This window comes from Microcella indica (assembly GCF_013414345.1).
GTDB lineage: Bacteria > Actinomycetota > Actinomycetes > Actinomycetales > Microbacteriaceae > Microcella > Microcella indica.
The window spans coordinates 1772722-1791197 of sequence record NZ_CP058670.1; the positions used below are offsets into that span (position 1 = coordinate 1772722).

Below are 18476 nucleotides of genomic sequence, written 5' to 3' on the forward strand. Positions count from 1 at the left end.
AGTACCTAGAACGGGGTCGCGGCAAGCGCCTCCTGCCCGCTCTGGTCCGCTGACTCCTCGGCGGGCGACGCATCCTCCTCGGTCGGCCCCTGGGCGGTCCCGTCACTCGACTCCGAAGGGTCATCACGCGTCGTGCTCTTGGCGATGACGCTGCGCGTGAAGGTCGCGCGGCCCCAGGTGAGGTCGTGCCCGATCGCGTCGGCGTCGATCTCGATCGACGTGCCCGATTTCTCGTCGGTCTCCCAGTCGCGGATGCGCACGCGCCCCGTGACGATCACGCGCTGCCCCTTCTCGAGTGAGGTCGCCACGTGAGTGCCGAGCTGTCGGAAGGCGGTCACGGTGTACCAGTTCGTGTCGCCGTCGATCCAGGCGTTCTGGCCGCGGTCGAAGCGGCGCTGGTTCGAGGCGAGGCGAAAACTCGTGATCGTGAGCCCCTCGCTCGTGACGATATGACGAGGGTTCGTCGCGACGAGCCCCGTGAGCGTGATGGTGTCGGTCATGGTGTCCTCCGGTCTGCCAATGGTGGGCGAGACGCCGGACGGTTCGTGCCGGAAGAGCGCCCGGCGTCTCGTACCGGAGAGTGTGGTGGGTCGGGAACCATGCAGAGAGGAGACGCAGCGGCCTGCGGAGGCACGACCGCCACGCGCAACCTGGGGAGGAACGGCCGGGCGGGACCGTCGAGGCGCGCCCTAGACTGGGGCGATGTCGAACCACACGCCGGATCGACACGTCGATGGTGATGCCCCCAGCCCGGTCGACTGGTCCGCGACCCCCGAGCAGGTGCGCTCCTCGATCGAGCAGTTTCCGCACCCGGTGGTGCTCGTCACCCCGGACTGGCGCATCAGCTTCGCCAATGCCGCCGCCATCGCGCAGGCCGGTGTTCCGACCCACGTCCTGACACGCGACGCCATCTGGGAGATCTACCCCGAACTCGCCACGGAAGCCTTCCGTCCCGCGCACGAACGAGCGATGCACGAACGTGAGTCCGCGAGCGTGAGGGCTTTCAGCGAGCACTACGAAGCATGGTTCGAGATCACGGTGCACCCGATCGACGGCGGCATCGCCAGCTATCTGCGAGATGTCACGCGAGACCAGCTCACGCGCCTCAAGCTCGAGGAGAGCATCCGGAGCCTTCGAGAGCAGGCGGCACTCCTCGATGCCACGCGCGATGCGATGATCGTGCGCGACCTGGATCACACGATCCGCTACTGGAACAGTGGGGCGAGCGCGATGTACGGCTGGAGTGCCGATGAGGCCATCGGCCGTTCGGCACGAGACATGCTGTATCACGACGTGCGCGAGTTCGACTCGAGCTGCACCGCGGTACTGCGCGACGGCTACTGGTCAGGGGAGATCCGTGAGCGCGCGCAGGACAACCGTCTCATCGTCGGAGATGGACGGTGGCATCTTCTGCAGGATGACGAGGGTGACCCCATCGGCATCTTCACGGTGACGTCGGATATCACCGACTTTCGGCGGGTGGAAGACATGCGCGAGCGCGCGCAACGCATGGAGAGCCTCGGCACTCTCGCCGGCGGCATCGCCCACGACCTCAACAATGTGCTCACACCGCTCCTCCTCGCTACCCAGGTGCTGCTCGCCGACGACCGCAGCGACCGCGATCGGGAGATGCTGACCACCATCGAGAAGAGCGCACGGCGAGGCGCCACGATGATCCGTCAGATGCTGACGTTCGCCCGTGGAGTGGATGTCGAGCGTGCGCCCATCGACCTCGCCGATCTGCTCGCCGAGGCGCACCGGTTCGCGCGCGACACCCTGCCGGACTCGGTCGACATACTCGTGCGGCACGAGGCGCGCCACGGCACGCTCGGCAGCACCACCCACCTCATGCAGGTGGTGCAGAACCTCATCCTCAACGCCCGCGACGCCATGCCCGACGGCGGCACCTTGACGCTCGCCACGCACAGCGGCTCGCCGCACGAGCCGCCCGAGCACGACCCCCTGCCGCACGCGGTGCTGGAGAAGGACCACGTGGCGCTCTCCATCATCGATAGCGGCGTCGGCATGACTCCCGAGATCGTCGAACGGCTGTGGGAGCCCTTCTTCACCACCAAGCCACTCGGCGAAGGCACGGGGTTGGGCCTGCCGACCTCCGCCGCGATCATCGAGCGCCACGACGGCCGAATATCCGTGCGCACCGAGCCAGGGAGAGGTACGCGATTCGATATCGTCCTCCCCGCGGCCGAGCTCGCCCCCGCCTCAGCGGAGCGCGATGATGATGCCGTGCCGGGCCACGGCGAGACGATCCTCGTCGTCGACGACGAGCCCCTCATCCTGGCCACCACGGCGGAGGCGCTGCAGGCCCACGACTACCGCGTGCTGACCACGAACGACGGGCACGAGGCGCTGCGCATCCTCCGCGACGACGGTCACCGCATCGATCTGGTCTTGACCGACATGATGATGCCGGGCTTCGACGGGGCCTCCCACGCCGCGCATATCGCCGCGTCACCCCACGACATCCCCGTGCTCGCCGCGAGCGGACTCGCCGCAGGCGCCGAGCTCATCCCGAGCGCCACGAGCGGCATCACCGCATTCCTCGCCAAGCCGTACACGGTGCCGACCCTGCTCGGCGCGGTGCGGCTCGCCCTCGACGGCACCGCGTGATGCTGCGCGAGCGTGTCGCCTAGTGCTCCGTGAAGTCGGGTCGCTCAGCACCCGGCCCCAGCGCGGCGTGCAGCGCGCGCTTGGCGACATCGAGCGATTCGTACGGCCCGCGCCGGGCATCCTCACCGGGCAGTGACACGTAGAAATCGTCACCGCTGCGCTGAACGGAGCCGACGGCTCCCGCGGGGCCGTGCGCGGCCCACGTCTGGTCGATCTCGATCGGTGTGCTCATGGTGCGCTCCCTTCGGTCGATGGACGCCTCGTGGTGCGTGATACGAGAATACGCCTGAAGGCGGGCGCCTGTCGAGGGCGCCGAGGAGTCTCTCAGCGCGCCTTCACGTACGGCGCGTAGGCCTTGCGCACCTTGTTGACCTTCGGCAGGGCGACCGCGAGGCAGTACCCCTGGCCGGGGTTCTTCGCGAAGAAGTCCTGGTGGTAGTCCTCGGCGATGATGTAGCGGCCGAGTGGCGAGATCTCCGTCACGATGCCGCCATCCCAGATCTCGGATGCGCGGTCGCGGGCCGCCTCGAACAGCACCTTCTGCTCCTCATCGGCGTAGAACATCGCCGAGCGGTACTGCGTGCCCACATCGTTGCCCTGCCGGTTCAGCTGGCGAGGGTCGTGGAGCGTGAAGAAGACGTCGAGGATGACGTCGGCGGGCACGACATCGGGGTCGAAGGTCACGGCAACAGCCTCGGCGTGCCCCGTCGAGCCGGTGCAGACGAGTTCGTAGCTGGGGTTCTCGACGTGACCGCCCGTGTAGCCCGAGACGACGTCGGAGACGCCCTCGATCGTGCGGTAGACGGCGTCGAGGCACCAGAAGCAGCCTCCGGCGAGGTGGAATGTGCGCATGGAGCGAGTGTACGACCGTCGCCCGTGCACGGGCCGAGCGCTCCCCGGTCGTACGCTGGACGCATGCCCACCGAACACACGCCGTACGCCGCCGCCGATGACCGCTACGACCAGCTCGAGTACGCCCGCGTCGGGCGGAGCGGCCTGAAGCTTCCGCGCATCTCGCTGGGGCTGTGGAACAACTTCGGCGACGACAAGCCGATCGAGACGCAGCGCGCGATCCCGCGCCGCGCCTTCGACCGCGGCGTGACGCACTTCGACCTCGCCAACAACTACGGCCCGCCCGCCGGCAGCGCCGAGAGCAACTTCGGCCGCATCCTCGCCGAAGACTTCCTGCCGTACCGCGACGAGCTCGTCATCTCGTCGAAGGCCGGCTACTTCATGTGGGAGGGGCCCTACGGCGAGTGGGGCTCGCGCAAGTACCTGCTGAACTCCCTCGACGCGAGCCTCAGCCGCCTCGGCCTCGACCATGTGGACATCTTCTACTCGCACCGCCCCGACCCTGACACCCCGCTCGAGGAGACCATGGGGGCGCTCGCCACCGCGGTCACGAGCGGCAAGGCGCTCTACGTCGGCATCTCGAACTACGACGCTGATCAGACGCGCGAGGCGCACCGCATTCTCGGTGAGCTCGGCATCCCCCTCGTCATCCATCAGCCCCGCTACAACATGTTCGACCGGCGCATGGAGGACGGGCTCCTGGATGCTCTGGCCGACCTCGAACTGGGCAGCATCGTGTTCTCCCCCCTCGCGCAGGGCCTGCTCACCAACCGATACCTCGACGGCATTCCCGCCGACTCGCGTGCCGCCGAGGGTCGCTGGATCTCGAGCGACACCATCGACGACACGTATCTCGGGCACGCACGGGCCCTCAACGCGATCGCGGAGGCCCGTGGGCAGTCGCTCGCGCAGATGTCCCTGCTGTGGGTGCTGCGGCACCCGCAGGTCACGAGCGCCCTCATCGGTGCGAGCAGCGTGCGCCAGCTGGACGACAGTCTCGACGCGCTCCACGGCGACGCGCTGACCGACGACGAGATCGCGGCGATCGAGCCGCACGCCGTGCACGGCATCGGCATCCGGTAGCCCGACGGTGGGATACGTCTACGCGCTGCTCGCGGCAGTGCTGTTCGGCGCGAACGGCAGCGTCACGAAGCTCATCATGGAGGCGGGTCTCACCCCCGCGCAGGTGACGCAGTTCCGCCTCGTGGGCGCCGCGCTCATCGCTGGCGCTGTGCTGCTCGCGATCGACCGTCGCGCCTTCCGCATGCCGCGCCGGCAGTGGCCGATCATGATCGTCCTGGGCGTCGTCGGGGTCGCCTTCCTGCAGGGAACCTACGCAGCCGCCGTGCAGCTGCTGCCGGTCGGCATCGCTCTGCTGCTCGAGTACCTGGCGGTGCTCCTCGTCGCCCTCGTGGCGTTCTTCTTCTTCCATGAGAAGGTCAAGGCGCGGCTGTGGGCCGCGATCGGCCTGGTGCTCGTGGGGCTTGCCGTGGTCGCCCAGGTGTGGGCGAGCACGCTCAACGCGCTCGGCGTGCTCTTCGGCCTCGCGGCCGCGATCTGCCTCGCCACCTACTTCCTCGTGGGCGAGAAGCAGGTCGTGCGCACCTCGCCGCTCGCCGTGTCGTTCTGGACGATGTCGTTCGCCGCGATCTTCTGGGCGTTCGTGAGCGGCTGGTGGCAGCTCGACCCGACGGTGTTCACGGCTCACGTGGACCTCGGCGGCCAGGGTGCGGAGCTTCTCGTACCGATGTGGCTGCCGCTCGCCTGGAACGTCGCGCTCGGGTCGTTCGCCCCCTTCATGCTGAGCCTCGCCTCGCTGCGGTACCTGACGGCGACAGCGGCGGGCGTCGTCGCCTCCTCAGAAGTGGTCTTCGCCTTCGCCGTCGCATGGGTGTGGCTCGGCGAGACCCTCGGGCTCGTGCAGATCGTCGGCGCCGCGGTCGTGCTCGCGGGGATCATCCTCGCTCAGACGGCCCGCAGCACGAAGACGGTCGTCGACGCCGATCTGGCCCTCAATACGGGGCCGATCACGACCGTCGACGTATCCCCTCGCTGACCTTTCGTCAGCTCGGGGCTCGCCACGACCCCCGTTCGGGGGTACAGTGCAGGGCATGACATGGGGGAACGACGTCGTCCAATGGTGGGCCTCTGACGAGGGCTGGCGCGTGCTCACGGGCGCGGTAATCCCCGCGCTCGCGATCCTGGTCGCCGGGGTGGTCGCCGCGCTCATCGCGCGCGGCTCCACGAAGCGCCTGCTGAAGCACCATGATCGGGATGCCCTGACCAGCGCCGTCGGAGCGTTCGTGCTCGCGGGACGCACCGCGGCCGAGTGGCACGACCACAGCGACACCGAGCGCCGACACGTCGACGAACTCATCTCGGAGGCCGAGACGCGCCTGCGCCTCCTGCCCATACCCGGCGCGGCTCTCGCCGCGAACTGGGCGACCCACCAGCTCGAGTCAATGAAGGGGCACTCCTCGGGCTTCCGGTTCCAGGCCCAGCAGACCCTCGGCGACTATCGGGATGCGCTCATCGCCTGGTCGCAGAAACCGCGCACAGCCAAGAAGCTCTTCGGCGCCGACCTCGAGCGGTGGCGATACGAGACCGATGACACCGCCGAGCCGCCCGCGGAGGCGCCCTCTGCCCCCTCTTCTGCCTCTGCCTCTGCTTCTGCCTATGCTTCTGCCGAGGCAGCGCCGGAACCTTCGCCCGTGACGACCCCGCCCTCTGCGTCGGTGTTGCCCGAACCGCCCGCCACGACGGGCCCCGTGCGCGACCCGGCCCTGGCGGCGGCCCTCGCGGCGGCGCCCCCGCCGAGCACCCGCACGGCAGCGAGCCCCGCGATCGTCGACGACGCGGAGGACGCCCCGCGCCCGATGGCCGCGTCGGTCGTGCGCGAGCGCATCGACTCGACCGACCACGACTGACGATTGGCACAGCGGGCGCAAGCGCAGCGTCGCGACCGCGCTCGTGACGCGGAGCGTGGTGCGCCGCAGGAGCGGCGGCGCACCCAGGAATCGGCACAGCGCCCCCGGCAGGAGTCGAACCTGCGACCAAGAGATTAGAAGGCTCCTGCTCTATCCGCTGAGCTACGGGGGCATCCAGCTCCCCCAGGATACTGGTCGAGTAGCGCCACTGGCCGAGCCGCGCATCGATTACGTAGCCTCGGGGGATGACCTACGCTCACTGGACCCGCGTCTCGGAGTGGCCTCTCGCGGCCGCCGCCCTCGTCTTCTTCGGCATCTACGCCTGGCTCGTGATCGGCGAGCCTCCTACCGCGCTGGAGATCACCATCGAGGTTGTTCTCGTGATCATCTGGGCAATGTTCGTTGTGGATTACGTGGCGCGCCTCGTGCTGACCACGAACCGGCTGCAGTGGTTCGTGCGTCACCTGCATCTGCTGGCGATCGTGATCCTGCCGTTCTTCCGCCCGTTGTACCTCATTCGCCTCGTGAGCCTCGTGGGGCTGCTGAGCAAGGCGAGCGCGTTCCGCGGCCAGGTGACGATGTACTTGGTGACGGCGTCGAGCATGCTCATCCTCATCGCGTCGGTCGCGATCCTCGATGTGGAGCAGGATGCTCCCGGGGCGCTCATCACGTCGTTCGGCGACGCCATCTGGTGGGCGTTCGTGACGATCACGACGGTCGGCTACGGCGACCTGTACCCGGTGACCACGGCGGGGCGACTGGTGGCCGCGGGGCTCATGGTGGCGGGCATCGCGCTGCTGGGCTCGGTGACGGCGACGTTCGCCTCGTGGTTCGTCGAGCGCGTCGCGGCGCCCGCGACCTCGGAGTCGGCGACCGCGGCGGTGGCGCGTGGCGACGAGCCCGACCAGGAGGCCGGGAACGCACCTCAGTCGGCGGCGGAGGCGAGCGCGGCGAGCAGCCGCGGCAGCGGGGGAACGCCCTCGGCCTGAACGACGACGGCACCCCCGTCGTCGAGGACGACGACGGTGGGGGTGCGGGTGACACCGCGCGCTTCGGCGCGCTCGAGGTGGTGGGCCACGTCGAGCTCGTCCCACTGCAGGGTCGGCACGAGCCGCGCGGCCTCGGCGACGACCTCACGGGCCCGGTGGCAGGGCTCGCAGAAGGCTGAGGTGTAGAGCTCGAGGCGCATGCGTGAAGCCTAGAGGCGGAGCATCCGTGCCCCCTGATCGCCGCGGGCGACGCGAACGGCCGGACCTTCGCGTTCCGGCCAACGCCGGGTGAATTCTGCGTGACGTCTGCCCCACGGTCGCGCGCGCGTCGCCGCATGTTCACCGTCGCGGGCGAGACTCCTGCAATGGCACGGTGGGGGAATTATCGCGCGCTCGGCGACTCGGTGAGCATGATGCGCCGCGACGCGAGCGACCTCACCTTCGATTCCCCGACCTGGTCGTGGACCGATCGGGTCGCCCTCGCCGTCGAGAGCGTCGCCCGGCTGCGCGGGGAGGCTGCGCAGGGATGCTCGCTCGCGAGCCCCGGCGCGACCGTCGAGCAACTCGTGCACGACCAGGTGCCGCGCGCGCTCGAGGCGGGCGCCGACCTCGTGACGATCCTCATCGGCACGTCGGAGCTGCTCGACGGCTCCGCGCGGCCGGCCGCGCTCGCCCGTCGTCTGGAGTCGGGCGTGCGCACGCTCACCGCGGCAGGCGTGGACGTCGTGCTCGCGACGTGCCTCAACCCGCCGACGGCGATCGTGCCCAGACGGCGGCGCGTGCGCACGGCCGAGTTCACGGCAGAGCTGTGGTCGATCGCCCGCACGCACGACGCCTCGGTCGTGGATGCCTGGTCGTTGCGCGATGCGCGCCTGCGCCCGCTCGGCACGGGTGATCGCGTGCATCTCGGCGAGGAGGGCCACCGCCAGCTGGGCACGCGGGCCGTGCATGTCCTGGGGCTGCCGTTCGTCGAGCTGGGCGGCCGCCCTCGAGCGTCGGCGGCCGGCGGCTAGACTGCCGGAGTGAGTGCCGCCACTGATCGTCTCGTCTGGATCGACTGCGAGATGACGGGGCTCGACCTCGCCGTGGACGACCTCATCGAGGTCGCCGTGGTCATCACGAACTACGACCTCGAGCCCGTGCACGAGGGCTTCTCGATCGTCATCGCCCCCACCGAGCGGGGGATGGCGAACATGAGCGACTTCGTGCGCGACATGCACGCCTCCAGCGGGCTGCTCGACGAGCTGCCGCAGGGCGTGCCGCTCGAGGATGCTCAGGCGCAGATCATGGCCTACCTCACCGAGCACGTTCCGACCGCCGGGCAGTCTCCCCTCGCGGGCAACACGATCGGCACCGACCGCGCCTTCCTCGCGCGCTCTCTGCCGCAGGTCGACGCCCACCTGCACTACCGCAGCGTCGACGTCTCCTCCATCAAGGAGCTCGTGCGCCGGTGGTTCCCCCGCATCTACTTCAACGCGCCCGCGAAGGATGGCGGGCACCGGGCGATGGCCGACATTCTCGAGTCGATTCGCGAGCTCGACTACTACCGCAGGGCGGGGTTCGTCGCCGAGCCGGGGCCCAGCTCTGACGACGCTCAGGCGATCGCGGCCGACATCGTGCAGAAGTGGGAGCCCCGGCTGTAATACACTGGGGCGGCAGCGTGCGCGAGCACGGTGACACGGTGGGTATAGCTCAGCTGGTAGAGCGCCTCGTTGTGGTCGAGGAGGCCGCGGGTTCAAGCCCCGTTACTCACCCCACTGGCCGATCGGGTCCGGGTTCTTCCCGGGCCCGATTGGCGTCTCTGGGGCACCCTCGTGCGGCGCCACCCCCGCGTCCTCCCCGCATGTTCAGTCGCCTGCGCGACACTAGGAGCGTGACTCCCCCCGCCGGCACCTCCTCGTCCGTGGCCGAGAGGCTCGACGAGCAGACCCTGCACGCCTCGCAGGTGCCGTGGTCGACGGTCATCTGGAACGACCCGGTGAACCTCATGAGCTATGTCTCGTGGGTGTTCCGCCGCCACTTCGGCATGACGCGACAGGACGCCGAGCGGGCGATGCTCGCCGTGCACCACGACGGTCGCGCGACGGTCGCGGAGGGGAATCGTGAGGCCATGGAGCGCCACGTGGAGGCGATGCACGAGTACGGATTGTGGGCGACCGTCGAGAAGGCTCCGCGATGAGGGGCTTCCAGGCGACGGAGGCGGGCTGGCAGGCGATCCTCGAGCCGGAGGAGGCGCGCATCCTGCTCTCGCTGAGCCGTCAGCTGCAGTCGCTGCTCGCCGACAGTCTCGAACCGGATGCCCTCGCCGACGGCGCTGTGCGTCGCCTGCTGCCCGATGCCTACCGCGATGACGCCGAGGCCGCCGAGGAGTGGCGCCGCTTGAGTCGGCGCAGCCTCGTCGAGCGCAAGGTCGCGCACGCTGCGACCCTGAGCCGGGCGCTCGCGGCTCCCGCGGTCGCCTCGGAGCCGACGACGATCACCCTCGACGCCGACGACGCCCTCGACTGGGTGCGGGCGGTGGGCGACCTGCGGCTCGTGATCGCCGACCGCATCGGGATCGTCGTCGACGGCGACGAGGGCACGACCTCGGAGCCGGGGCTGCGAGAGCTCTACGACTGGCTCGCGTGGATTCAAGACGACCTGGTGCGGGTGTTCGAGGCGGGCGAGAGCGGTGCCGACGGTGGCGAGTGAGCCCGCCGAGCTCGACCTCGACGAGGCCGCGTTCGAGCGGCTCGTCGTGGAGGAGCTCGACGCGCTGCCCGACGAGATGGTGGACGGGCTCGACAACGTCATCTTCGTGACCGAGGCGAGGCCCGAGGACGGCTCTCTCGACCTGCTGGGGCTGTACGAGGGGGTCGCGCTCACCGACCGCGGCCAGTACGGCTTCGGCGAGCTTCCCGACCGCATCATCCTCTACCGGGAGCCGCTGCTCGCCGCGGCCGAAGGGGACCTCGAGGAGCTGCACGAGCAGATCCACATCACGCTCGTGCACGAGATCGCCCACTTCTACGGGATCGACGACGACGAGCTGCACCGGCTGGGCTGGGCATGAGCAGAGGTGCGCGTCGGGCGCGGGCGATCGTGAGCGGCGTCGTCACCGTCGTGATCGTCGGCGGCGCCGCCTACGCGGCGGCCGCGCTGCTCAGCCCGCTACCGGCGCTCGAGGTGCAGCCGCGCGACCTCGACACGAGCGCCGTGGGCGCCTCGCTCGACCAGCTCGTGCTGCCGGACGCCGGCGCGACGGCCGTCTCCCTGCCCTCGGGCGAGCCGATTCTCGCCGGCGCGCAGGAGCCTCGCCCCATGGCGGGCGTCGCCAAGCTCGTGCTCGCGCACGTCGCCCTCGACGCGGAGCCTCTCGAGGCGGGGCGCACGGGCGAGACGGTGCAGATCGATGCGGCGACAGCATCCCGCTACCGCGAGCTCACGACGGCGGGTGCTCGTACCGTGCCCGTGGTGCAGGGTCAGGTCTGGACGCGCCGCGACCTGCTCGCGGCGACCGCCATCGGTTCGGGCAACAACATCGCCGAGCTGCTCATGCTCGAGGTCTTCGGCGGCCTCGACGCCTACACGGCGGCGGCCTCGACCTGGCTCGACTCGGTCGGGCTCGCCGACACCGCGGTCGTCGACGCGACGGGGCTGGACTCGGGCAACATCTCGACCGCGCGCGACCTCGCGCGACTCGCCCAGCTCACTCTCGCCCACCCGGTGCTCGGCGAGCTCATGACCGACCGTCCGCGCACGGCGACCGCGGGCGCCTCGTGGGGCGACGAGGCCGCGTACGTGGTCGATACCGGCGCGATCGGCCTCGCCCGCACCTACACGGATGCGGCCGGAGTCGTGCTGCTCCTGGCCGTGCCCGTCGTGGCCGCCGGCACGGGGGGCGAGTCGGCCACTCCCGTCGCCCTCGCACTGCTCGGCCAGCCGGGCTACGCGCAGGCCGAGGTCGCGGTGCGCGCACTCATCGCCTCCCTCGCCGACGTCGTCGCACCCACCACCATCGTGGAGGCCGGTGCGACGGTCGGCGAGCTGCGGGCGGCGTGGGGGCCGAGCGCGAGCATCCTCGCCCGCGACGCGATCACGGTCACCCAGCTGGACGCCGCCACGATCGAGGTGCGCCTGAACGTTCCCGAGCGCCAGACGGTGCTCGAGGGCACCACGATCGGGCAGCTCGTCGTGACGACTCCCGACGGCGAGCAGGTGTCGAACCTCGTCGCCGGTGCCACGATCGCGCAGCCGGGGGTCGCCTGGCGCTTCGCCGACCCCGCGACGGTCATCGGCCGCTGGACGGACTGAGCCGCCGACTCAGCCCGGCACGTGCTCGTCGGCGGTGCCGCGCGGATCGTGGAGGTGCGCGTGCCAGTCCTCCTGGCGCGCCCACCGCTGCCAGTTGCGGGCGAAAGCCTCGCCGTCCCGCGCGATCGCCCGGCGTCGCCGCTCGGCGTCGTCGGGCAGCTCGATCCAGAGGGCGTAGTCGGCGAGGGCGCGCGCGGCCGGGCTAATGGCACCGCACCCCTCGATCACGAGGGGCCGCCGCGGGTCGAGATCGTGCCAGGTGCCGGGTCGGGAATCCGGCCAGTTCCACGACCTCCAGCGGGGCGGGCGCCCCTCCGCGATCGCCCGCAGCACGTGGTGGAGCACGTGCGCCTCCGCCGCCTCGAGGCCGTCCCAGCCCGGGTAGACGTCGTCGAGTCTCAGCAGCTGCGCGCCGGTCGACCGCGCGAGCTCCGTCGCGAACGTCGTCTTGCCCGAGCCCGAGCGCCCGTCGACGAGCGTCAGGCGCGGTCGGGAGCGCTCAGCGGAGGACACCTGTGAAGCTTCCCGTGAGCACGGCCGCGAGCAGCGCGATGCTCGAGACGAGCATCCCGATCACCACCACGACGGTGTCGAGCGTCGTCCACGGAGCGGGCCTCGTCCACGTGCGGGCGACGGGGGCGCCGAAGCCGCGCGCCTCGAGGCCGATCGCGAGAGCGGAGCCGCGCCTCAGCGACAGCACGAGGAGGCCGAGCAGGATGCCGGCGAAGCGCCGGATGCGCCCACGGTCGCCCACGCCGCGCGCTCGCCGCGCCCGCTCGAGCGTCGCCGCGTCGCCGCGCAGCAGGGTCACGAGACGCAGCGCCGCGACCGCGCCGAGCACGAAGCGGGCCGGCAGGCGCAGGGTCTGCCCGAAGGCATCGCCGAGCCGCGTCGCATCGGGTCGCGAGAACAGCGCGATCGCGGGCAGGCCGATCGCGAGCACGCGCAGGAGGGTCGCGAGGGCGAGCTCGATCGATCCGTCGCTGATGCGCACCAGGAGGAACTCGACGTGCACCTCGCCGGAGGGGCGACCGTAGAGCACGATCGTGAGCGCCGTGAAGGGCGCCGCGATGAGGATCGGGATGCTGCGCAGCGCGAGCGTGCGCAGGGGCACGCCGAGCAGCGGCAGCAGCAGCAGCTGCAGCGCGAGAGCCGTCGCCGCCGAGACCGGATCGATCGAGACGACGAGCAGCAGGGCGGGGATGAGCGAGGCGGCGAGCGCCGCGACCGGGTTGATGCGGTCGACGAGGGGTCGGCGGGCTGCCGTCGTCGAGGCGGGCTGCCCGGGCGCCGCACCGTCGACGCTGGTCTCAGCGGGTTCGGCGGCGGGCAGCCGCACCTCGCGCGCGCCGAGCGCGTCGACGAGGGCGCGATCGTGCGTCGCCATGACGACCGCTCCCCCGGCGTCGCGGTGCGCGGCGAGCAGGGCGGCGAGCTCGGCCCACGTGCGGGAGTCCTGCCCGAAGCTGGGCTCGTCGAGCAGCAGGATCGGCGGAGCGGTCGCGAGCGCGGTCGCGACCGAGAGCCGGCGCTGCTCGCCGCCGCTCAGCGTGAACGGGCTCGCGGCGGCACGCGCGGTGAGCCGCAGCTGCTCGAGGAGCGCCGCGGAGCGCTCCTCGATGCGTGCGGGATCCTCGCCGGTGACCCGTGGCCCCACCGCGAGCTCCTCGCGCACGGTGGCGGCGACGAACTGGTGCTCAGGGTTCTGGAACACCACTCCGAGTCGCTCGACGAGCTCGCGTGAGCTCCACAACGCGGGATCCCCGTGATCCGCCACGTGCGATGCCCCTTCGGCCGCGGGCAGCAGCCCGGCGAGGGCGAGCAGCAGCGTGCTCTTGCCCGAACCGTTGGGCCCCGTCAGCGCGACCACCTCGCCCGCGCGCACCTCCAGATCGATGTCCCTGGCGAAGACCGTGCCGCCGGGGCGTCGCAGGGCGAGCCCGCGCGCCGACAGCAGCGTCGCCCCCGGCGCCTCGGGAGCGGGGGCGGGATGCTCGGGCTCCTGCCCGGGCACCCACACTCCCCCGGCCGCGAGGTCGGCGCCGCGCACCTGCAGCACCTCCTCGATCGGGCCGTCGGCGACGACGCGGCCCTCCTCGAGCACGATGACCCGGTCGACGAGCGGCGCCCACACGTCGACGCGGTGCTCGACGACGACGAGCGTCATCGATCGCTCCTCGGTGAGCGCGGCCACGGCCGCCGCCACCTCGCGCACCCCGGCGGGGTCGAGCTGCGCCGTCGGCTCGTCGAGCAGCAGGGCGCCGGGCCGCATCGCGAGCACGCCCGCGAGCGCGAGCCGCTGCTTCTGGCCGCCCGAGAGCTGCGTCGTGTCGTGGTCGGCCCCGAGGTGCTCGAGACCGACGGCGTTCAGTGCCTCCGGCACACGCTGGGCGATGTGCTCGAGCGGCACGCCGAGGTTCTCCGGGCCGAAGGCGACATCGTCTCCCGCACGCGCGAGCACGAGCTGAGCATCCGGATCCTGCAGCAGCAGGCCGGTGCGCCCGCGCACCGTGCTCACGGCCGCCCCGTCGACCGTGAGCGCGCCGCTCTGCAGCCCCTCGTCGTCACCGCCGAGCACCCCGGCCCAGGCCTGCAGCAGCGTCGACTTGCCGCTGCCGGAGGCACCCAGCAGCAGCACGCGCTCGCCGGGCGCGATGCTCAGCTCGATGCCCTCGAGCACGGGTTCGGCGCGGCCCGCAGGAGTCCAGCTCCAGTCGTGCGCGGCGAGCGATGCGGCGCCCGGGTTCGACCCGAGCGCCGCATCCGGCGTCATCGGGTCAGGATGCGGCACGCGACCCGAGCTCGCGACCGGCCGCGAAGCGGCTGAGCGCACCCGTGCGGGCGAGCCCGCGCATGATGAGCCACGAGCCGAGTCCCGCGAAGATCGCGCCGGAGACCACGCCGCTCACGGCGTAGATGCTTGCGAACTCGACCGCCGCGCCCGGGTACCAGACGATGAGGTCGAGAACGACCATGCCCACGCCGGCGCCGGCACCCGCGACGATCGCGGGCACGAGACCCCAGGCCTTGTAGAGCAGGATCGCGAAGACGAGCTCGGCGCCGAGACCCTGCACGAGGCCGGAGAGCAGCGTGAGCGGCCCCCACTCGGTGCCGCTGATGAGCACCGACGCGCTGGCCGCGACGATCTCGCCGTACAGCGCGGCACCGGGCTTGCGCACGATGAGGGCGACGAGCACGCCGGGGAACAGCCAGATGCCGTGGAAGAGCGCCTGAAGCCCCGGCAGGAAGGCCTCGAGCGGGGCCGTCACGGGGTTGTAGGCGAGATTCCACAGCACGAAGATGAGCCCGCCGGCGACGCCGAGGACGCTCGCGATCACGATGTCGACGACCCTCCAGCGCAGCGAGGGACGGGCGGGGGCGGTGCTGGTGGTGTCGGTTGCGGGTGCAGCCATGATGATGTGCCTTTCGCTCTGCGCGGGCACGCTCGCACGGCCCGCGAATCGGTATGGCACGGGTGATGTGAGATGTAGTCCTCCCTGCGCCGGCATGATCCGGATCAGGTTCGACGGTCGAAGCGTGAGTTGCGCTTCCTCTCAGCCCGGTTCACCGGACTCCCGTGTACGAGCCCAGTCTATGCGCAGTCAGTAGGATCGCGACCATGGACCTCGCCTTCAGCCCCGAGCTGCTCATCGCCTTCGCCACGCTGCTCGTGCTGGAGATCGTGCTCGGCATCGACAACGTCGTCTTCATCTCGATCCTCGCCGCCAAGCTCCCGGCCGAGCAGCAGAACCGGGCGCGCATCGTCGGGCTGAGCCTCGCGATGCTCATGCGCATCGGTCTGCTCTTCGCCGCGAGCTGGATCATCGGGCTCACCGCCGACCTGTTCAGCGTGCTCGGCATGGGCATCTCGGGCCGCGACCTCATCCTCATCCTCGGCGGGCTCTTCCTCGTCTACAAGGCAGTCATCGAGATTCACGAGAAGCTCGAGGGCGAGGAGGAGCACGCGCGCGGCGGCAAGGCCGCGACCTTCGGCGGCGTCATCGTGCAGATTCTGCTCATCGACATCGTGTTCTCCCTCGACTCGGTCATCACCGCCGTCGGCATGGTCGACGAGCTCTGGATCATGATCGCCGCCGTCGTCATCGCGATCGCGCTCATGCTCTTCACGGCGAAGGCGATCAGCGACTTCGTCGCGAAGCACCCGACCGTCAAGATGCTCGCGCTCGCCTTCCTCGTCCTCATCGGCGCGACGCTCATCGCCGAAGGTGTCGACGTGCACATCGACAAGGCGCTCATCTACGGGCCCATCGCCTTCGCGATCGGCGTCGAGGTGCTCAACCTGATCTACCGCGGGCGCCAGGCGAAGCGGCGCGCGGCCGAGCCGCAGCCCGTGACGCTGCGACCCTTCATCATCAAGGACGCCCCCGAGGGGCGCATCACGCCGGTACCGGTCGGCGCGGAGCGCCGGGCCGTCTCCGACTCGATGAACCACCCAGACGGGGCCCCGTGAGCCCCAGCTCCTCCCGCACTCCGCCCGCCGACCGCTCGTCGGGCGCACCGTTGAGCCCGAACATCGTGACGCTCATCACGCGCGTGCTCGATCGTGCCGCGAGCCCCGAGGAGGGGCACCGTCGGCTCGCCGTGCTGCTGAGCGCCGCAGGATCGGTCACGCAGGAGCTCGACCTCACTGCCGCTCTGCAGCGCATCGTCGAGGTCGCGCGCGAGCTCGTCGGAGCCCGCTACGGCGCGCTCGGCGTCATCGCCCCCGACGGCGGGCTCGAGCGGTTCCTGCACGACGGCTTCACACCAGAGCAGGTGGAGGCGCTCGGGCCCCCGCCGAGCGGCCGGGGCATTCTCGGCGCGGTCATCACCGAGAGGCAGAGCATCCGCCTCGACACGCTTTCCGATGATGCGCGCTCGGTGGGGTTCCCCGCCCATCATCCGCCCATGGGATCGTTCCTCGGCGTGCCGATCCCCGTCGGCGACGCCGTCTTCGGCAACCTCTACCTCACCGAGCGCGCCGACGGCCCCTTCGACGAGGTCGACGAAGCGGTCATCGCCTCCCTCGCCGCCATGGCGGGCACGGCGATCGCGAACTCCCGCCGCTACGAGCAGTCACGGGATGACCGGCGCTGGCTCGCCGCCTCCGAGCGCCTCAACCAGCGCCTGCTGGCGGGCGAGCTCGACCCCGACGACCTGACCGTCGTCGCCGACGTGGCCTCAGAGCTCTCCGGTGCCGACGTTGTCGTCGCCGTCGACTCGGCCGGCGGCTCGGCGGGCGACGCTCTCGCGCACGCCCGGCAGGAGCTCGACCGTCGCGCCGACGGCGCCCCGCTCGGGCCCGTGCTGCTCGTGCCGCTCGAGGGCGGCCCCGATCGGGAGTCCGGCGCCCTCGGCATCGCGCGCGGCGAGCGCGGGCACCCCTTCACGACCGCGGAGCGGGAGACCATCACGCGGTTCGCGCGCTCTGTCGCGATCGCGCGCGACCTCGCCCGCACGCGCAGCGATGAGGAGCGCATCGCCCTCGCCGACGAGCGCGACCGCATTGCGCGCGACCTGCACGACCACGTGATCCAGAGCCTCTTCGCCGTCGGGCTCTCGCTGCAGAGCGTGGTCGGCGACCCCCGCACACCCGTCGGCAGCCGCATCGCCGCTCAGGTCGAGGCGATCGACGCGACCATCCGGCAGATCCGCCACGCGATCTATCGGCTGGAATCGCCGGCCGGCGCGAGCGACTACAGCCTGCGCGCCCGCATCAACACGCTCGTGCGGCAGACCCTCGAGGGTGAGGATCTCGATTCGAGGCTCGAATTCTCGGGCCCCGTCGACACGCTCGTCGACACCGAGCTCGGCGACGAGGTGGCCGCAGTCGTGCGCGAGAGCCTCTCCAATGCGGTGCGGCACGCCCGGGCGTCGAGCGTCGCCGTCTCGATCGCCGTGCGCGGAGCCCACGTCACCGTGACCGTGTCCGACGACGGCGTCGGCATCGGCCCGCACTCGCGTCGCAGCGGCCTCGACAACCTGGCCGCTCGTGCGCGGCAGCGGGCGGGAGAGTTCTCGGTGGCGAGCGCCGACCCGCACGGCACCGTGCTGAGCTGGACGGTACCGTGGGAGGCACGATGAGCGAACCCGTCACCGTCTTCCTGCTCGACGACCACGAGATCGTGCGTCGTGGGCTCAGCGACCTGCTCGAGCACGAGGACGGCATCACCGTCGTCGGCGAGGCGGGACTCGCGCACGGTGCCGCCGACGCCATTCTCGCCTCGGGCGCCCGCGTCGCCGTGCTCGACGGTCGCCTGCCCGACGGCAGCGGCATCGATGTGTGCCGCGACGTGAAGTCGCTCGACCCCGGTATCGGCTGCCTCATCCTGACCTCGTACGACGACGACGAAGCGGTCCTCGCCGCCGTGCTCGCGGGGGCCAACGGGTATCTGCTCAAGGAGCTGCGGGCGACGGCTCTCGTCGACGCGATCCGACGCGTCGCGGCGGGCGAATCGCTGCTCGAGCCCGGCGTGACCGAGCGCGTCACCGCGCGCCTGACGCAGCCCGTCGACGGGCCTTCGCCGCTCGACGCGCTGACGCCGCGCGAGAAGGACGTACTGGGTCTCATCGCCGAGGGCCTGTCGAACCGCGAGATCGGCGATCGGCTCTTCCTCGCCGAGAAGACGGTCAAGAACAATGTGAGCGCGATCTTCGCGAAGCTCGGCATGCAGCGCCGCACGCAGGCCGCCGTGCTCGCCGCCGAGTGGCTGCCGCGCGAGCGCCCCGGCGGGTGAGTCCGCGCTCGCAGCGGCGGGCACGCCTGATGCACCCCTGATCGACTCTC

The 18476-nt window shown here is 71.1% G+C and carries 21 protein-coding genes, 2 tRNA genes and 1 riboswitch; of the genes, 15 read left to right on the top strand and 8 right to left on the bottom strand.

Annotated features, from left to right (window positions below):
• Positions 1-5: 5 nt before the first annotated feature.
• On the bottom strand, positions 6-500 hold the full coding sequence (ssb, locus tag HUJ41_RS08645) for a single-stranded DNA-binding protein (RefSeq protein ID WP_179872231.1): 495 nt from the start codon (positions 498-500) through the stop codon (positions 6-8).
• Positions 501-702: 202 nt separating this feature from the next.
• On the opposite strand from ssb, the gene HUJ41_RS08650 reads away from it, so the two are divergent.
• Positions 703-2628 (top strand): hybrid sensor histidine kinase/response regulator, encoded by a 1926-nt coding sequence (locus HUJ41_RS08650; RefSeq protein WP_179872232.1) that lies wholly within the window; start codon positions 703-705, stop codon positions 2626-2628.
• 19 nt (positions 2629-2647) lie between these two features.
• Here the strand turns inward: HUJ41_RS08650 and HUJ41_RS08655 are convergent, their stop codons facing one another.
• Positions 2648-2860: a methyltransferase gene (locus HUJ41_RS08655; RefSeq protein WP_152583774.1), complete on the bottom strand. Its 213-nt coding sequence runs from the start codon at positions 2858-2860 to the stop codon at positions 2648-2650.
• Between the two features lie 92 nt (positions 2861-2952).
• Positions 2953-3480, bottom strand: a complete 528-nt coding sequence (msrA, locus tag HUJ41_RS08660; protein WP_179872233.1) for a peptide-methionine (S)-S-oxide reductase MsrA — start codon at positions 3478-3480, stop codon at positions 2953-2955.
• 63 nt (positions 3481-3543) lie between these two features.
• Here msrA and HUJ41_RS08665 point away from each other — a divergent pair, with 63 nt between their 5' ends.
• From HUJ41_RS08665 to HUJ41_RS08675, 3 genes are read left to right on the top strand one after another with little or no spacing between them, the layout of a single operon-like run.
• Positions 3544-4563: an aldo/keto reductase gene (locus HUJ41_RS08665; RefSeq protein WP_179872234.1), complete on the top strand. Its 1020-nt coding sequence runs from the start codon at positions 3544-3546 to the stop codon at positions 4561-4563.
• Positions 4564-4570: 7 nt separating this feature from the next.
• A complete protein-coding gene (locus HUJ41_RS08670) occupies positions 4571-5536 on the top strand; it encodes an EamA family transporter (RefSeq protein ID WP_179872235.1) in 966 nt (321 codons plus the stop codon).
• A gap of 55 nt (positions 5537-5591) precedes the next feature.
• Positions 5592-6407, top strand: a complete 816-nt coding sequence (locus tag HUJ41_RS08675) for a hypothetical protein (protein ID WP_179872236.1) — start codon at positions 5592-5594, stop codon at positions 6405-6407.
• Between the two features lie 99 nt (positions 6408-6506).
• On the opposite strand, the gene HUJ41_RS08680 is transcribed toward HUJ41_RS08675, so the two are convergent.
• Positions 6507-6579: transfer RNA gene (locus tag HUJ41_RS08680), tRNA-Arg, on the bottom strand.
• A gap of 73 nt (positions 6580-6652) precedes the next feature.
• Here HUJ41_RS08680 and HUJ41_RS08685 point away from each other — a divergent pair.
• Entirely contained in the window at positions 6653-7396 is a 744-nt protein-coding gene (locus tag HUJ41_RS08685; RefSeq protein WP_179872237.1) for a potassium channel family protein, read from the top strand.
• Here HUJ41_RS08685 and HUJ41_RS08690 read toward each other — a convergent pair.
• The gene (locus HUJ41_RS08690) at positions 7333-7596 is read right to left on the bottom strand and encodes a thioredoxin family protein (protein WP_179872238.1); all 264 of its coding nucleotides are present in this window, start codon (positions 7594-7596) and stop codon (positions 7333-7335) included. The two genes, HUJ41_RS08685 and HUJ41_RS08690, sit on opposite strands and share 64 nt — an antisense overlap.
• A 165-nt stretch (positions 7597-7761) precedes the next feature.
• Here HUJ41_RS08690 and HUJ41_RS08695 point away from each other — a divergent pair, with 165 nt between their 5' ends.
• The 7 genes from HUJ41_RS08695 (at position 7762) to HUJ41_RS08725 (ending at position 11689) form a co-directional block, all read left to right on the top strand.
• Positions 7762-8409, top strand: a complete 648-nt coding sequence (locus HUJ41_RS08695) for a GDSL-type esterase/lipase family protein (RefSeq protein WP_179872239.1) — start codon at positions 7762-7764, stop codon at positions 8407-8409.
• A 9-nt stretch (positions 8410-8418) separates the two neighbouring features.
• Complete coding sequence (orn, locus tag HUJ41_RS08700) at positions 8419-9039, top strand: oligoribonuclease (RefSeq protein ID WP_179872240.1); 621 nt, start codon at positions 8419-8421, stop codon at positions 9037-9039.
• 38 nt (positions 9040-9077) lie between these two features.
• Positions 9078-9153, top strand: a tRNA-His gene (locus tag HUJ41_RS08705).
• 86 nt (positions 9154-9239) lie between these two features.
• A complete protein-coding gene (clpS, locus tag HUJ41_RS08710; RefSeq protein WP_179872241.1) occupies positions 9240-9575 on the top strand; it encodes an ATP-dependent Clp protease adapter ClpS in 336 nt (111 codons plus the stop codon).
• The gene (locus tag HUJ41_RS08715) at positions 9572-10087 is read left to right on the top strand and encodes a DUF2017 family protein (protein ID WP_179872242.1); all 516 of its coding nucleotides are present in this window, start codon (positions 9572-9574) and stop codon (positions 10085-10087) included. Before clpS ends, HUJ41_RS08715 begins: the two co-directional genes overlap by 4 nt.
• A complete protein-coding gene (locus tag HUJ41_RS08720) occupies positions 10077-10448 on the top strand; it encodes a metallopeptidase family protein (protein WP_246299197.1) in 372 nt (123 codons plus the stop codon). Before HUJ41_RS08715 ends, HUJ41_RS08720 begins: the two co-directional genes overlap by 11 nt.
• Entirely contained in the window at positions 10445-11689 is a 1245-nt protein-coding gene (locus HUJ41_RS08725) for a D-alanyl-D-alanine carboxypeptidase family protein (protein ID WP_179872243.1), read from the top strand. The genes HUJ41_RS08720 and HUJ41_RS08725 overlap by 4 nt, the downstream gene beginning before the upstream one ends.
• Positions 11690-11698: 9 nt before the next feature.
• On the opposite strand, the gene HUJ41_RS08730 is transcribed toward HUJ41_RS08725, so the two are convergent.
• From HUJ41_RS08730 to HUJ41_RS08740, 3 genes are read right to left on the bottom strand one after another with little or no spacing between them, the layout of a single operon-like run.
• The gene (locus tag HUJ41_RS08730) at positions 11699-12202 is read right to left on the bottom strand and encodes a nucleoside/nucleotide kinase family protein (RefSeq protein WP_179872244.1); all 504 of its coding nucleotides are present in this window, start codon (positions 12200-12202) and stop codon (positions 11699-11701) included.
• Entirely contained in the window at positions 12189-14462 is a 2274-nt protein-coding gene (locus HUJ41_RS08735; protein ID WP_179872245.1) for an ATP-binding cassette domain-containing protein, read from the bottom strand. Before HUJ41_RS08735 ends, HUJ41_RS08730 begins: the two co-directional genes overlap by 14 nt.
• Positions 14463-14466: 4 nt before the next feature.
• On the bottom strand, positions 14467-15102 hold the full coding sequence (locus HUJ41_RS08740) for an ECF transporter S component (RefSeq protein WP_179872246.1): 636 nt from the start codon (positions 15100-15102) through the stop codon (positions 14467-14469).
• 64 nt (positions 15103-15166) lie between these two features.
• Positions 15167-15278, bottom strand: a riboswitch (TPP riboswitch).
• Between the two features lie 30 nt (positions 15279-15308).
• Here HUJ41_RS08740 and HUJ41_RS08745 point away from each other — a divergent pair.
• The 3 genes from HUJ41_RS08745 to HUJ41_RS08755 are packed head-to-tail and all read left to right on the top strand — an operon-like array spanning position 15309 to position 18426.
• The gene (locus HUJ41_RS08745; RefSeq protein WP_179872247.1) at positions 15309-16160 is read left to right on the top strand and encodes a TerC family protein; all 852 of its coding nucleotides are present in this window, start codon (positions 15309-15311) and stop codon (positions 16158-16160) included.
• Positions 16157-17773 (top strand): GAF domain-containing sensor histidine kinase, encoded by a 1617-nt coding sequence (locus HUJ41_RS08750; RefSeq protein ID WP_179872248.1) that lies wholly within the window; start codon positions 16157-16159, stop codon positions 17771-17773. The genes HUJ41_RS08745 and HUJ41_RS08750 overlap by 4 nt, the downstream gene beginning before the upstream one ends.
• Complete coding sequence (locus HUJ41_RS08755) at positions 17770-18426, top strand: response regulator (RefSeq protein ID WP_179872249.1); 657 nt, start codon at positions 17770-17772, stop codon at positions 18424-18426. Before HUJ41_RS08750 ends, HUJ41_RS08755 begins: the two co-directional genes overlap by 4 nt.
• The last annotated feature ends 50 nt before the right edge of the window (positions 18427-18476 follow it).